The organism is Bacillus sp. NP157 (assembly GCA_018889975.1).
Taxonomy (GTDB): Bacteria; Pseudomonadota; Gammaproteobacteria; order Xanthomonadales; family Rhodanobacteraceae; genus Luteibacter.
This window is the reverse complement of the sequence record CP076546.1, coordinates 2329602-2341792: the sequence shown is the minus strand read 5'-3', so window position 1 is coordinate 2341792 and position 12191 is coordinate 2329602. Positions and strand designations below refer to the sequence as shown.

The following is a 12191-nucleotide window of genomic DNA, read 5'->3' as shown; positions in this document are numbered from 1 at the left end:
CGATCAATTGCCATGTGTAACTCCTGGCTGACTTTCCCTCGGCGTCGCATCCGGCGTGCCGACACCTCGCCAATCCAGGCGAGTACGTTCTGGACCATAACCTACCGAACCTGACTCTTTTGTGTCTGATTCGGCAATTCTCATCCGGTGGCTCAGTGACCCGGTGGCTTGGGCGGCTGGGCTTGCTGTGGCTGCTGTTGCTCGTGGGCCTGTGGCTGGGTGGCCTGTCGGGTTGCCTCGAGGGCGGCGGCGCTCTGCGCCAGCGGGGTGGTGACGGCCTCGGCCGTGGCGACCTGGGCCATCTGCTTGTGTGGTGAATCCAGCGCGCCCTGGACGGCCCAGGCCTTGCTCGCATCGTCGCTCAGGACGACATGGTCGATCCGCTGCATGCCTTCGCGCCGGGCCGCGGCGGTGAGCGAGCCGGCCAGGTTGTCGCTCTGCTGGTCGGGCGTACGGCCGTGGCGTGCGTCCAGGGCGTGCACGGCGGTACGTGCCTGGTTGTAAAGGGCGTGGTCGGGGTGGCTGGGGTCGTTGAGCGCCGGGGCTGCCTTCTTTTCGTCGACGGGCTGGCCGACCTGGCCCTGGGCAAGGCGGTCCATCACCTCGGGGGTGAGCCGGCGCTGCCAGTCGACGAAGCGCTTTTCGCGGTCTTCCAGGCCGTTGAGCTTGCCGTTGAGCGCCTGGGTCGCGCCCTTGACGTCTTCCTTCGCGACGTCGGGCACCTTGTTCTGCCAGTACCACGTGGCGATCTTCGAGGCCGTGGCGGGGTCGGCGGCGAGCTCCGGCTTGCCGACGAGGTCGAGCTTCAGCGCATCGCCGGCCGCCTGATAGTTGTCCTTGCCGTTGAGCGGAAGGTAGCCACGCCCGTGGTAGGCCCAGCCATCGCCGGGCTGGTCGTTGCCGTTGCGGCCGCCGTGCATCAGCTCCGCGAGCTTCTCCGGCTTACCCTGCAAGGCGTCGCGCCGCGCCGAATCGAGCACGGCCGTACCCTCGCGCCAGGCCGAGGGCGTGGGGATCTGGGTGATGTCGCGCGTGTAGCGAAAGCCTTCTTCGAGACGGTTCAATCCGTTGGATTCATGCGTGACATGCGCCATGAAATTGGCCAGTTCCCGCGGCGACCGGATACCCGCCGTGTAGGCGTCGGTCAGGACCTGGGTTTCACGATCAATCGCCATGTAAAGCTCCTGTTTCACTTGCTGGGTCGGCAGTCACTCCGTACTGCCTGTCGTGCACCTGGCTGGCGGATCCCCGGTTCAGGGGAGGGTGGCCTCAGGCAGCTTCGATGGATCGAAGTCCCTGAACGATACGCCGCCCAGATCCGCCGCGCCTAGTTCGATACGCGTTTCCACGCCGGTTTCGGTGTCCATCACCTGGCGCACCACGCCGTGGGCGAGCCAGTCGTCGCTCGCCGGGTCGTAGGCGAAGACGAACTCATCCGACCAGCGCTCGCGGCTTCCGCCGCCATTGACGATGGTGACCTGGCCTGCGCGCACCGACACATAGCCGAATGGATCCCCCGCGACGCCGCCACTGGTGGCCGAGGGCACGAGGCAGGGGTTGGATGCCACTTCCCTGGCCGGGCTGGCGCCATCGCGCACCACCAGCACGACGCTGCGCGCCGGGCCTTCGCCCAGCCTGCGCTGCGCTCCCGCCTGGTCGAGGACCAGCACCATGCCATCGCAACCGGCGCCCGTGAGGTCGCCCGCCGTCGCATCGAGGATGCGGGCGCCGTTGGAGGTGAAGGATTTCAGGTCATCCATGGGGTGCCTATGGGGGAGTTCAGCGGACTCGGACCGGATAGCTGCACGAGGCATACATGATGGAGCAGGAGCGAGCGTGTGACGAGCATGATTCCATCGCCTCCCTTCGCGCCCTGTCCAGGTCGATGTTCGTGGATGAGCCGAAGTACTGGTCCGCTGCGGACACCGCCACGCACGTATTCCGGAACGCGGCGATCACATCACAGTGGCGCGAGCCGTCGGACTGGCAATCGTGGGTGGCCCGGGCGACAGCGTCGCTCCTGGATGCCGAATTCTCCGCGACACCTGTGTTACCGGTTCCTTTATCCATCACCACGGCACCCCACCGGCTCTCCCATGCCGGAAGTGGGTCCGTATTGCCGGCTGCCTGGTTCCCGTTGACCCCCAGGGCCTCGGGTGGGACGCAACCGCCGCCTCCCGTGTCGACGCCCGTGGCGCACTGGGCTATCGCTGCCGTCGACAGCCCGAGGCAGCAAAGGATGACCACCATGGAGCCCAGGATCTTCTTCATGCGTCGATTCTCGGATTGGGGCTCATCGCACACGCACCGGCGCGCTGCAGGCTGAGTAGACGACGTCGCACCTGGAATCACGGCCGTTGCACGACGACAGCGAATCGTGCTTCGCGGTGTCCTCCTTGAGGTCCGTCACCGCAGAGAACGATCCCTTGTCGCCGCCGGCCACGGCGACGCAAGTGTTGCGAAAAGCGATGTCCACCTTGCAGGTTTTTGAACCATTGGACGAGCACTTGCCTGAGGCAACAGCAATGGCCGCCTCCCTCGTTCGCTCTTCGTTGGCAACGCCAACCCTGCCGTCTGCGTCGCTGACGACCGCTCCCCAGCGGTCCTCCCACAGCGGGCCGGGAACCGCTGGGCCGGCGCTGTTCCCATTCGCACCCAGGGCTTCGGGAGCGACGCAGCCTGTTCCACCCGTGTCGACGCCGGTGGCGCACTGGGCGAAGGCGGCGAACGGGAGGATCCATGCAGCGGCAGCAAGGAAGATCAGGGTTCTCGTCATCATGGGTTGGCGATCAATTGGTGAGTAATCTGTGAGTAAGGGAGTGCTATGTCGTTCTTTCAGCGGACTCGGACAGGTGCACTGCATGCCGAATAGATGACTTCGCACCGGACATCATGTGCGCTGCAGGAATCGAGCGAGTTGCGCTTGGCCGCGTCAAGGTCTGTGTTCGTAAACGCAGATGCATAGCCTTTGTCTCCGGTGGCGAAGGCGACGCAGGTGTTCCGAAATGCTACGAGCACCCGACAGTTCGCGGAGCCATCCGCCTTGCATGTCTGTGTTGCTTTCTCTATAGCGCTGGCTCGCGATCGTTCGTCGTTTGCGACGCCGGTGCGGCCCGACTTGTCGTTGACCACGGCACCCCAACGGTCTTCCCATAGCGGTCCAGGCGCGGCGTTGCCATTGGTCCCATTGCCGGATACTCCGAGTTGCTCGGGTGGCACGCAGTTGCCGCCACCGGTGTCGACGCCGGTGGCGCACTGCGCGATCGCAACAGCAGGCAGTAGTGCGGTGCATGCTAGCCAAAGTCCAATCACGAGCTTTCTGTTCATACGGGGAATTTGGGCATGGTTGATTGGCCTTTGGGAGTAACGATAAGCATTGAATTCCCGAACCTATCGAATGTGAACCGGATAACTGCACGCGCTGTACAGGAGCGTGCACGCTGTGCCGCCCTTGGCGCATTCGGTCATTGCGGTAGCCTTGGCTTTCTCCAGGTCGATATTCGTTGCATGCCCGTAGAATCTGGGGGCTACGGAAACCGCGACGCAGGTATTCCTGTACGCGGCAACGACTTCACAGTGCGAAGATCCATCCGATCGACAGTCGCTGGTCGCCTTCGATACCGCGGTGGATCTATCAGGCATGTCCTTGGCTACGCCCGCATTGCCACTACTGTTGTCGACCACTACCGCGCCCCAGCGGTTTTCCCAGGACGGCAATGGCGCGGCATTTCCGGACGGCTCGCTTCCATTGACGCCAAGGGCTTCTGGCGGCACGCAGTTACCGCCGCCCGTGTCAACGCCAGTCGCGCATTGAGCAGCCGCCACGGCGGGAAGGGCTGTTGCCAATGCGCATCCAAGCGCCAGGATCAGTTTCGTTTTCATGCGTCGATTCGAATGGAAGTTGTTCATCGGACACGCACCGGTACGCTACAAGCCGAATAGATGACTTCACAGCCCGTGTCTCGACCCTTGCAGTCGCTCAGGGCGTCGCGCTTCGCCGTGTCCTCGGAAGGGTTGGTGAACGCTGTGTTGTAGCCGCTGTCGCCAGTTGCATATGCGACACACGTGTTCCTGAAAGAGATCATGACCTTGCAGTGGCTAGAGCCATCGGCCGTACAGGTGTTGGTGGCCTTTGCGATCGCGTCGGACTTCGAGCGCTCGTCGTTGGCGACGCCCGTTCTTCCGGATGTGTCGTGCACGACCGCACCCCAGCGATCCTCCCATAGCGGCCCTGGAGCAGCCGGGCCTTCAGCCGCGTTTCCGTTCACGCCCAGGGATTCCGGTGGGACACAGTTGCCGCCACCGGTGTCTACGCCGGTCGCACACTGAGCTCCGCACACGGATGGGATCGCAATGAGGCAAGCGGTAATCGATAGCCATGCCGCTAAGCCTTTCACGCGCTCCGCCCTGTTTGTTTTTCCCTTTGGCATCCTTGTCTCCCTGGCTACCTGAGTCGAATCGCCTTGCTGCATGCCCGATAGACCGTGCGGCAACCATCGCCTTCGGCTTTGCAACTTGCTGTCGCCTGGTTTTCGGCTTCCTGTTCGTCATCGTTTCGCGCGATGCCGTAACCCCCATTGCCCCAGGACAGGGCAACGCATTGGTTGGCGTAGGGAAGGCGGTAGTCGCAGTCCTTTCCTCCGAAAGCTTGGCATTGCGCCACGGCCTTCGAGAATGCGGCCCGCTGGGAATCCATGTTGTCAGCGACGCCGAGCGCTGACGTCTTGGAGTCGATCACGACGGCCCCGAACTTTCCCAGCCAAGCGGGAGGGGGCGGACCTTGGGGAGCCGTGTTGGCCTGGGCGCCGGGTAGGGCCTCCGGCGGCACGCAGTTACCCCCGCCAGTATCTACGCCCGTGGCGCACTGAGCGAACGCATCAGTGGACGCGGCAACGGAGATGAGCGCGGTGATCATCAGGATGCGTTTTTTCATCATCGGGTGGCTGTCCGTTGGCATTGTCAGCGAACTCGGACGGGCATGCTGCATGCGTGATAGACCGTTTTGCATCCAGTTGCATGCTTGGAGCAACCCTGGTTTGCCATCGACTCGGCCGTTCCTTCGTCGGTATGGCGAGAGAGCCCGTACCCGCCGGTGCCCCACGAAAGAGCTACGCATTGGTTGCTATACGGCAAGCGGTCGTCACAACTCTTGCCACCAAAGCTCTCGCACTGCGCGACTGCTTTTGATGAGGCGGCTTGCGGGCTGTCCATGTTGTCGGCCACGCCGATTGCAGACGTGGCGGTGTCGATCACGACCGCGCCGTACTTATTCATCCATGCCGGTCCGGCCGGAGCATTGGTGTTGGCCCCATTTGCGCCTGGTAATGCATCTGGTGGAATGCAGCCACTGCCACCCGTATCTACACCGGTCGCGCACTGAGCGTGCGCGACCGAAGTAAGGAGTGCCAGTGCGCCAAGGATGTAGCGTGTCTGAAGCGTCCTTTTCATGATGCTGTCCGGTGTACGTCTATTGAGTTCGAACGGGATAGCTGCAGGCGCTGTAGATGATCGTGCACGACGTCCCGCCTTTGGAGCACTCATTCATGGCCTTCGCACGTGCTTTGCCTAGATCCGTGTTCACTGCGGATCCGGAGTACCTTCGAGCAGCTGCCACCGCAACACAGGTATTTCTGAAACTTTCGACTACGCGGCAATTACGCGATCCGTCAGACTTGCAGTCCTTCATGGCGCTATCGACCGCATCGTCTTTGCTCCGTTGGCCTTCCGCGACGCCCGTGTTGCCTGTGGCTTGATCCGAGACGACCGCTCCCCATCGGCTTTCCCATGACGGCAGTGGTGCAGCATCTTGCTGGGCGCCGCCTGCCGTTAGGCCAAGTTGCTCGGGTGGCAGGCAGTTGCCGCCACCAGTATCCACCCCTGTTGAGCATTGAGCCCACGCGGCCACGGGCATCAAGGCGATGCCGAGGACCATGTTAAGCAGGGAAGTGCGGATACTCATGCGTCAAGGGTCGACAGTCAGCGCAGGCGAACCGGATAGCTGCAAGCGCTATAAATAAGCGTACATGCCTTGCTTCCGCCTTCACACGCCATCATTGCATCCGATCGTGCCTTCTCAAGGTCAGTATTCGTTGCCTTGCCAAAGTACTGAGGTGCTGACGCGATGCCGACGCAAGTGTTCTTAAACGATTGAACAACTTCGCAGTCCCGGGATCCATCAGATCGACAGTCAGCAGTTGCCTTGGAGACAGCGTCGCGCTCGCTAGACATATCGTTAGCGACGCCCGTGTTCCCCGTTCCCTTGTCCATGACAACGGCGCCCCAACGGCTCTCCCAGGAAGGAGGCGGCGGGACATTGGCCGCCGGCTGACTACCATTCACACCAAGCTGCTCGGGTGGAATGCAGTTTCCTCCACCGGTGTCTACGCCCGTCGCGCATTGAGCGACGGCGAGTGCCGGCATAAAGAAGACAGCCAGGCAAATTGCGGTAGTCGGCTTGGATATCATGCATCGAATCTCGGATCGCCTTGTTCGGTCTTATCTAACGCGAACGGGCAGACTGCACGCGCGATAGACCGGGCGACAGTCTCTGGCCACTGAAGAGCACTTCGATCCCGCATCTGCTTCGGCACGGGCGATATCGTTATTGGTTGCAATGCTATCGCCTCCATCGCCTGAGACGATGACGACGCACGTGTTGCGATAGGCATTGTTGACCTTGCATTTCGTTGAGCCGTCACTGCGGCAATCTTTCGTTGCGGCAGCGATCGCATCCTCCCTCGTGTTCATCTCCTTTGACGTACCCGTGCTGCCGGTGCTGTCGTCAACAACGATGGCGCCCCACTTGTCCTGCCACAAGGGGCCTGTAGCCTGCGGTTGATTTGAGTTGCCCATGCCAACCGCTTCCGGCGGAACGCAACTACCACCGCCTGTATCGACGCCCGTAGCGCACTGGGCGTAGGAGATCATCGGCAGGACAAATACTGCGATGGCGGAGATAAGTCGGTACCTGATCTTCATTGTGCGTCCATGCTTAGATCACGCTGCTTGGTCTCGTCAGTAACTGGCGTATAGCTCGCAAACCCATTGTCAGGCAGGGCAGGACCCTCAGCTCCTTCATGTTGTGGACCCTTGGCTCGTTGTGACCCTTGGCGTGTGCCTATCTCAGCGGAGGCGGATCGCCTTGCTACACGCCTGATACACGATCCTGCAACCAGGTGCGACACCTTCGCACTGGCTCATTGCTTGCGACGCCGCTGAGGCGCTGTCGTCCTTGCGCGATACGCCGTAGCCACCGGAGCCCCATGAGAGGGCAATACATTGGTTGGAATAGGGCATTCGGTCGTCACATTGTTTTCCACCGAAACTCTCACATTGGGCAACGGCCTTTGCCAGGGCAGATCGCTCCGAATCCATGTTGTCAGCCACGCCAATAGCCGATGTCTTCGTGTCGATTACAACGATGCCAAATTTATTGATCCACGCTGGTTGCGGAGGACCCGGTTGCGCCGTGTTGGACTGAGCGCCCGGCAGGGCTTCCGGCGGTATGCAATTGCCGCCGCCCGTGTCGACACCTGTTGCGCACTGCGCGGAAGCGACGGCAGGGAGTGCCGAGGCTAACGCAAGACCGGTGGCTAGAATGAGTTTTGCTTTCATGCGTCGAATTTCGGATCTCGCTGCTTGGTCTGGTCAGAGAGAGGTGCATAGGAATTGCGATTGCCCGCGATTGCGTCGAGGTTAGCGCTACTCGGTTGTGGGTTCTGCACATTATTCTGGCGATTGGCGTCCTGGCTCGAACTTGGGGCGGATGGATACTGCCCCGGATACCCGGCGCCACCACCACCCGACTTCTCAGGTTGTATACGCCCAAAAGGCGAATACGCGCTGAACTGGCCCAGCGTGCCCTGGAAGAAGGTCGCTGCCATGGGCGGGGCGCTGATGATCATGGTGGTCAGGAGCAGGCCGAGGCCGCCCTGCTGGAGGGCCATGCTGTTGATGCCGTCGGTGCTATTGGGGGAAATGCCCAGCCCGGGGAACGAAATGAGGTATTTGGCGATGAAGGCGGCCGTCACCGCGGCCATCATCTTCATGGCTATCGTCACCATGATGCTGAGCACGGCCAGGGAGAACACGGTGCCTATGCCGTAAAGCAGCCACTTCTGGAAAAGTGATTTGGTCTGCTCAAACAGCAGGCAAAGGATGAAAAGGGGCCCGAAGCCGACGAAGAGTGCCAGGGCGATCTTATTCAGAAGCAGCATGGCGCCGGCGATGACGCTGGGACCAGCAATGCCTATGCCAGTGAACCATCGGTTACGATCCTTCGCGTCCTGGATGGCCTGGTTGCCACCCGTATCGAGTGAGTCGATCGTGCCCATGGCCAGCTCCATGCCGGCCAGGTTGCGGTCGATCTGTTCAAAAGGCGTGGTGTTGTTTTCACCTGTGACGTAGGACGCGATATTTGTCGCCAGGCCATCGCTCAGCGTCCAATAGACCGATGACGACGCATAGGCTGCCGTCGAGGCGATGAACACGATCAGCGTCGCCTTCAGTGCGTCGCCGACCAGCGCCATCATGGGCTGCCGCGACTGGCCACTGACGATGCGCCAGCCCTGGAAGATGATCCATACCGTCAGGACGACCGTCGCGATGTAGCCAACGATATAAGCCGATCGCGACAACAGGTTCCATTGGACGACGTCGATTTCGTCCCGCAGGAAGTTGTTGATCGTCGTAAAGAAGACGAACTGCGTGGCCGAATCGAGCGGCCCGGCGAGGGCGACCGCCGATGATCCGGAGAAGATGCTGATCAGGTCAACCATGACGCGTTAATCCTTGCTGTGTCATGCAGTGGTCGCTGCTCAAAGGCCGTAGCCGTTTGACTTGCTGATGGAGAGTTTCTTCATGTCGCTGGGTGGCGTGGTCGCCACGCCGTCGAGCGCAAGCTGGAGCGCAGCACCCGTGATCAGGCCGCTGATAACCTGGCCGACGCTGATGTTGCCGATGCCCGGGAGCGAGATCGACGATCCGCTGCTGGTCGGATCGCTTCCGGTGTTTGCGGTATTGGCAGCCATGGCCTGCTTCGCGCGCAGATAGCGCAGGTTGGCCTCATAGGCGTAGTTCACCGACTGCATCTGCTGCTGGTCGAGCTGCATCAGGTTGTACAGGGCGGTGAGCTTGTTCGTGTTGTCTTCGAGCTTGCCGTACTGGTTGACGTCGTCGGCGGTGATGTTCTTTCGCTCGTCCAGCAAGGCCGTGAGGATCTTGTTGCGTTCCTCGGTGTTGGCGTACATGGTCAGCATGTACTGGTACTGCGCGTTCTCGATGTCGACGATCTGCTTGCACAGCGTCTGCTGGTTCTGGTTGACGGTGTTGCAGTTGGCGCCGTCGTCGAGCTTGGTGGAGTCGGCCGGCAGCTTTTGCTCGGGATCCTTGACGCGCGCGCCCGGCCAGTCCTTGTTGTAGGTGCCGATCTTCATGATGTTGTGGATGGCATCAAGATTGCCGTTGACGGTTTTGCCGCCGCCAGCCTGGGTATCGCCCGTAGCCGTCTTCAGGTCATTGGTGTGCTGCTCGATCTGCTGGAGCTTCGTGTTGGCGTCGTCGTCGCGCACGGCCCACTGGGCGTGCGCGCCAGGCGCGAAAAGGCAGCTGGCGACGAGGGCCGCGGCAAGGAAGGCACTGCTGCGCAGGCGGTTAAAGTTGATCGCAGGCATGGTATGTCTCCAATCGATCGACGATCAGCGCGCGGCCGAGCGCGCGGTGCGGGTGGGTTGGGGGGTGCTGGGGGTGGGCTTTTTGCCGCTGCCCTTGCGGTTGTCGTAGAAGGTCTGCAGCCACTGGTCGGGCTTGAGCTGGTCCGGATGGATGCCCAGGGTCTCGCCGGTTGCCTGGAGGACCTCGTGCATGATCTCGATGTTGTCGGTCGAGGCCGAAATCACCGCGAGCGCATCGTCCATGCCACGCAGGTTGAGCTGGCACACCGCCGACGCATGGCCCTGCTTGACCAGGAAGCGACGTGAACGCTCGTCGAGGCTGACCACGACCTGGTATTCGGCGTCGGTGAGCTTCAAGCCTTCCACGTAGTCTTCGCGGCTGGCGTTCGGGTTGGGCAGCAGGATCATCGTCGCGGTCTGCTCGATCAGGGCCGAGGAGATGTCGCTGGCGAGCGCATCCTCCGGGCTCTGCGTCGCGAAGATGCCCATGCCGTTCTGCTTACGGATGGTCTTCTGCTTGTTCTTGGCGAATTCCTTCAGGCCGCCCTTGCCGTCGAGGATCTTCCAGAACTCGTCCATGACGTAGATCAGGCGACGGCCATCGATCAGCGCCTCGAGGCGATGCAGCAGGTAGTTGATCACCGGCGCACGGACTTCCGGGTTATCGATGATGTCGGTGTAGTCGAACCCGATGATGTTGGCATGGGTCAGGTCGACGGTGTCCTGCGGGTTGTCGAACACCCAGCCCAGCGAGTTGCCCGCCGTCCACTTGCGCATGCGGATGAACAGGCCATCGTCGCCCAGGTTCGGCAGGCTCTTCTGGAAGTTGGTCATGTTGCGCAGGTGCATCGGCGTGTCGAGCATGTTCTCGACGGCGCGGAAGATGTCTTCCTCCTCGCGCGAGCTGTACACGCTCTTGCCGGCCAGCACCTTCATCAGGTCGGCCAGGAACTGGGCGTTCTCTTCCGTGCGCTCGCACTGGAACGGATTGAAGCCGGTGGGCTTGCCGTTTTCCAGCGCGAGGTAGTTGCCGCCGCAGGCGCGCACGAAGATCTCCGCGCCGCGATCCTTGTCGAAGAAGAAGATGGTCGGTGCCGGGTCGAGCTTCTGCACCTGGCTGAGCAGGAAGTTGATCAGCGCGGTCTTACCCGTACCCGACTTACCGATCACCATGGTGTTGGCGATGGCCTTTTCACCCAGCGAGTTTTCCGACGGGTGGGTGGCGTGGAAGTTGAAGTAGTAGGGCTGGCCGTTGGTCGTCTGCAGGGTGGTGACGCAATCGCCCCACGGGTTCAGGTCCTTCTTTCCGCCGGCGAAGTTGTGCAGCGGCGACAGGCCGAGGAAGTTCAGCGAGCTGACGTTGGCCATGCGCGTGCGGTACTTCCAGTTACCCGGGAACTGGGCAAAGAAGGCGGCCGTCACGGCGAGGTCTTCCTTCACCGAGACGAAGCCCGCGTTGGAGAGCTCGGCACGGGTCATCGCGATCTGCTGGGCCAGGGTCTCCTGGGTCGGCGCGTAGATGGCGAGCGAGAAGTGGTACTCGCCGAGCACGAAGTTACCCGAGGCCAGGTGGTCCATCGCCTGGTCCATCTCGATGATCTGGCTCACGGCCTTATCGCCGGAGGAGATCATCATGCCCTTGGTCCGCTCCAGCGCCTTGAGCGCGTCATGGCGGCCCATCGGGCTGAACGAGTGGGTGATGACGTATTCGAAATCAAGGTACTTCAGGCCGTTGAGGATGCCGGGGTAGGTACCCTCGGGGTATTCCTTCACGTTGAGGATGGCGCCGAAGTGATTCACGCCCGAGGGCGTGGTCAGCACGAAGTCGCCCGTGCGGCTGGAGAACCGCTGGCGGCTGACCGCGAGGTAATCCTTCACGGCGGCCTGCAGCACCGGGACGGGTTCGTCGATGCGGTTGAGGATGTAGCCAAAGTGTTCCAGCACCTCGGAGAACACGATGCCGTTGGAGGCTTCGTACATGCCCAGGCGGTACGGCGCGTAGTCCTTGAGGACCGCTTCAACGTTGCCTGCCAGCTCGAGGATCTTTGCAATGGACTGCGCCTGCTCGGATTCGAGGCGGGCCACGTCGCTGGATTTCTCCATGAAGCGCTTACCTTCGACGATCGGGCGATAGATCATCGTCAGGTAAAGCTCGTTCTGCATCAGCTTCTGTGCCGACAGGGCGCCATAGTACGCGTCGGACATGTGCTGGTTGAAATCGTGTTCGAACCGGCTGTTGTCCTTGAGCTTGCGCCGACGGCGGACGTCGTGGACCCAGAAGGCCACGTTGACGAAGTCCGGGGCGCGCAGCGTCTGCAGCATGCGGTTGAACGTATTGTGGCGGTGTTCGAGCTCCCATTCCTCGCGACCGACGAAGGGCAGTCCGCCCAGGCGCCAGGTCAGCAGGAAGTCGCCCGCGGTCGTCTTGACGACGGTCGGCGAGACGTGGGTCGACAAGGGCAGGTGTTCGGCGATGGGAGCGTCGGGTGTGAACATGGTCGATTACCGGTGTAACGCGAA

Annotated in this window: 16 protein-coding genes; all 16 read right to left on the bottom strand. The window is 61.8% G+C overall.

The genetic code is table 11. The features are described from left to right. Nucleotides 1-152: 152 nt before the first annotated feature. On the bottom strand, nucleotides 153-1175 hold the full coding sequence (locus KPL74_10800) for a hypothetical protein (protein ID QWT22463.1): 1023 nt from the start codon (nucleotides 1173-1175) through the stop codon (nucleotides 153-155). Between the two features lie 78 nt (nucleotides 1176-1253). Then, on the bottom strand, nucleotides 1254-1760 hold the full coding sequence (locus KPL74_10795) for a hypothetical protein (GenBank protein QWT22462.1): 507 nt from the start codon (nucleotides 1758-1760) through the stop codon (nucleotides 1254-1256). A 19-nt stretch (nucleotides 1761-1779) separates the two neighbouring features. Next, on the bottom strand, nucleotides 1780-2271 hold the full coding sequence (locus KPL74_10790; GenBank protein ID QWT22461.1) for a DUF4189 domain-containing protein: 492 nt from the start codon (nucleotides 2269-2271) through the stop codon (nucleotides 1780-1782). A gap of 22 nt (nucleotides 2272-2293) precedes the next feature. After that, nucleotides 2294-2779, bottom strand: coding sequence for a DUF4189 domain-containing protein (locus KPL74_10785; protein ID QWT22460.1), 486 nt, complete (start codon nucleotides 2777-2779; stop codon nucleotides 2294-2296). A gap of 56 nt (nucleotides 2780-2835) precedes the next feature. Next, a complete protein-coding gene (locus KPL74_10780; protein ID QWT22459.1) occupies nucleotides 2836-3327 on the bottom strand; it encodes a DUF4189 domain-containing protein in 492 nt (163 codons plus the stop codon). 63 nt (nucleotides 3328-3390) lie between these two features. Further along, nucleotides 3391-3882 (bottom strand): DUF4189 domain-containing protein, encoded by a 492-nt coding sequence (locus tag KPL74_10775; GenBank protein ID QWT22458.1) that lies wholly within the window; start codon nucleotides 3880-3882, stop codon nucleotides 3391-3393. Nucleotides 3883-3905: 23 nt separating this feature from the next. After that, complete coding sequence (locus KPL74_10770) at nucleotides 3906-4199, bottom strand: DUF4189 domain-containing protein (protein ID QWT22457.1); 294 nt, start codon at nucleotides 4197-4199, stop codon at nucleotides 3906-3908. A gap of 245 nt (nucleotides 4200-4444) precedes the next feature. Beyond that, nucleotides 4445-4936 carry a DUF4189 domain-containing protein gene (locus KPL74_10765; protein QWT22456.1) on the bottom strand — a complete coding sequence of 164 codons (492 nt, stop codon included), beginning with the start codon at nucleotides 4934-4936 and terminating at the stop codon, nucleotides 4445-4447. Between the two features lie 23 nt (nucleotides 4937-4959). Further along, the gene (locus KPL74_10760) at nucleotides 4960-5448 is read right to left on the bottom strand and encodes a DUF4189 domain-containing protein (GenBank protein QWT22455.1); all 489 of its coding nucleotides are present in this window, start codon (nucleotides 5446-5448) and stop codon (nucleotides 4960-4962) included. Between the two features lie 19 nt (nucleotides 5449-5467). Next, nucleotides 5468-5959, bottom strand: a complete 492-nt coding sequence (locus tag KPL74_10755) for a DUF4189 domain-containing protein (GenBank protein ID QWT22454.1) — start codon at nucleotides 5957-5959, stop codon at nucleotides 5468-5470. 17 nt (nucleotides 5960-5976) lie between these two features. Continuing rightward, entirely contained in the window at nucleotides 5977-6465 is a 489-nt protein-coding gene (locus tag KPL74_10750) for a DUF4189 domain-containing protein (GenBank protein QWT22453.1), read from the bottom strand. A gap of 30 nt (nucleotides 6466-6495) precedes the next feature. Beyond that, the gene (locus KPL74_10745) at nucleotides 6496-6978 is read right to left on the bottom strand and encodes a DUF4189 domain-containing protein (GenBank protein ID QWT22452.1); all 483 of its coding nucleotides are present in this window, start codon (nucleotides 6976-6978) and stop codon (nucleotides 6496-6498) included. A gap of 144 nt (nucleotides 6979-7122) precedes the next feature. After that, nucleotides 7123-7614: a DUF4189 domain-containing protein gene (locus KPL74_10740; protein QWT22451.1), complete on the bottom strand. Its 492-nt coding sequence runs from the start codon at nucleotides 7612-7614 to the stop codon at nucleotides 7123-7125. Beyond that, nucleotides 7611-8777, bottom strand: coding sequence for a type IV secretion system protein (locus KPL74_10735; protein ID QWT22450.1), 1167 nt, complete (start codon nucleotides 8775-8777; stop codon nucleotides 7611-7613). The genes KPL74_10740 and KPL74_10735 overlap by 4 nt, the downstream gene beginning before the upstream one ends. Nucleotides 8778-8816: 39 nt before the next feature. After that, nucleotides 8817-9671 carry a hypothetical protein gene (locus KPL74_10730; GenBank protein QWT22449.1) on the bottom strand — a complete coding sequence of 285 codons (855 nt, stop codon included), beginning with the start codon at nucleotides 9669-9671 and terminating at the stop codon, nucleotides 8817-8819. 24 nt (nucleotides 9672-9695) lie between these two features. Beyond that, nucleotides 9696-12167: a VirB4 family type IV secretion/conjugal transfer ATPase gene (locus tag KPL74_10725; protein QWT22448.1), complete on the bottom strand. Its 2472-nt coding sequence runs from the start codon at nucleotides 12165-12167 to the stop codon at nucleotides 9696-9698. Nucleotides 12168-12191 lie beyond the last annotated feature (24 nt).

Coding starts and splice junctions, on each gene's coding strand:
- KPL74_10760 (QWT22455.1), bottom strand. CDS start 5,448: ATGAAAAGGACGCTTCAGACACGCTACATCCTTGGCGCACTGGCACTC.
- KPL74_10735 (QWT22450.1), bottom strand. CDS start 8,777: ATGGTTGACCTGATCAGCATCTTCTCCGGATCATCGGCGGTCGCCCTC.
- KPL74_10730 (QWT22449.1), bottom strand. CDS start 9,671: ATGCCTGCGATCAACTTTAACCGCCTGCGCAGCAGTGCCTTCCTTGCC.
- KPL74_10800 (QWT22463.1), bottom strand. CDS start 1,175: ATGGCGATTGATCGTGAAACCCAGGTCCTGACCGACGCCTACACGGCG.
- KPL74_10785 (QWT22460.1), bottom strand. CDS start 2,779: ATGATGACGAGAACCCTGATCTTCCTTGCTGCCGCTGCATGGATCCTC.
- KPL74_10740 (QWT22451.1), bottom strand. CDS start 7,614: ATGAAAGCAAAACTCATTCTAGCCACCGGTCTTGCGTTAGCCTCGGCA.
- KPL74_10765 (QWT22456.1), bottom strand. CDS start 4,936: ATGATGAAAAAACGCATCCTGATGATCACCGCGCTCATCTCCGTTGCC.
- KPL74_10790 (QWT22461.1), bottom strand. CDS start 2,271: ATGAAGAAGATCCTGGGCTCCATGGTGGTCATCCTTTGCTGCCTCGGG.
- KPL74_10725 (QWT22448.1), bottom strand. CDS start 12,167: ATGTTCACACCCGACGCTCCCATCGCCGAACACCTGCCCTTGTCGACC.
- KPL74_10750 (QWT22453.1), bottom strand. CDS start 6,465: ATGATATCCAAGCCGACTACCGCAATTTGCCTGGCTGTCTTCTTTATG.
- KPL74_10795 (QWT22462.1), bottom strand. CDS start 1,760: ATGGATGACCTGAAATCCTTCACCTCCAACGGCGCCCGCATCCTCGAT.
- KPL74_10745 (QWT22452.1), bottom strand. CDS start 6,978: ATGAAGATCAGGTACCGACTTATCTCCGCCATCGCAGTATTTGTCCTG.
- KPL74_10755 (QWT22454.1), bottom strand. CDS start 5,959: ATGAGTATCCGCACTTCCCTGCTTAACATGGTCCTCGGCATCGCCTTG.
- KPL74_10775 (QWT22458.1), bottom strand. CDS start 3,882: ATGAAAACGAAACTGATCCTGGCGCTTGGATGCGCATTGGCAACAGCC.
- KPL74_10780 (QWT22459.1), bottom strand. CDS start 3,327: ATGAACAGAAAGCTCGTGATTGGACTTTGGCTAGCATGCACCGCACTA.